Here is a 737-nt window from a genome sequence, read left to right as displayed (position 1 = left end):
CAAATCAGTGTGATTGAGCACGTTAGATTAAAATACAGCTGCAAGCATTGTGAAACAAAAGGAACCCAGGCCAATATCAAACAAGCGCCCGTGCCAGTCAGTCCTATCCCTAAAAGCGTGGCGACGCCAAGCTTGTTAAGCCAGCTCATTACCAGTAAATATCAGTACGCATTACCCCTTTACCGACAAGAAACCTTATTCAAGCAACACGGTATCGCCTTAAGCAGGCAAACCATGGCGGATTGGATGATGAAATCTGCAGCGCTGTTCAAGCCCTTATATGATTTACTCCACCACCATTTATTAAGACAAGATGTCATCCACGCCGATGAGACCACGCTCAAAGTGATTAACGATGAGCGGGTGAAATCCTACATGTGGGTGTATTGCGCTGGCGCGGATAAACCAAGCACTGAGCCTCGATATCAAGGTTTGCGCAATATAGTACTGTACGACTATCAAGACGGTAGCCGCGCGGGCACCTGCGTGAGCCGTTTTCTTGCCACCGAGCAAACGGTATTTAATGGTTATTTACAAGTCGATGGTTACGCGGCTTATCAGCAAGCAAACAATAAACTGGTCGGTTGTTGGGCTCATGCGCGGCGTAAATTCAAAGAAGCGCTAATAGCACAAGGCAAGCCCAAAGTAGGCAAAATCAGTAAAGCGGATATGGCGCTGAGCATGATAGCCAAGCTGTACCGTATTGAAACCCAAATACAAGCACTGAGCCTGGAAGA

General features: G+C 47.2%; 1 protein-coding gene. It reads left to right on the top strand.

Going from position 1 to position 737, the window contains the following annotated elements:
- Positions 1-737, top strand: a 737-nt coding sequence (gene tnpC / locus AC19MX_RS21095; RefSeq protein ID WP_498299772.1) for an IS66 family transposase, incomplete at both ends; no start/stop codon positions are given.

The organism is Shewanella sp. MF05956, from assembly GCF_059758055.1.
Note: the sequence above shows the minus strand (reverse complement) of the source record. Positions and strands in the feature narration are given on the sequence as shown.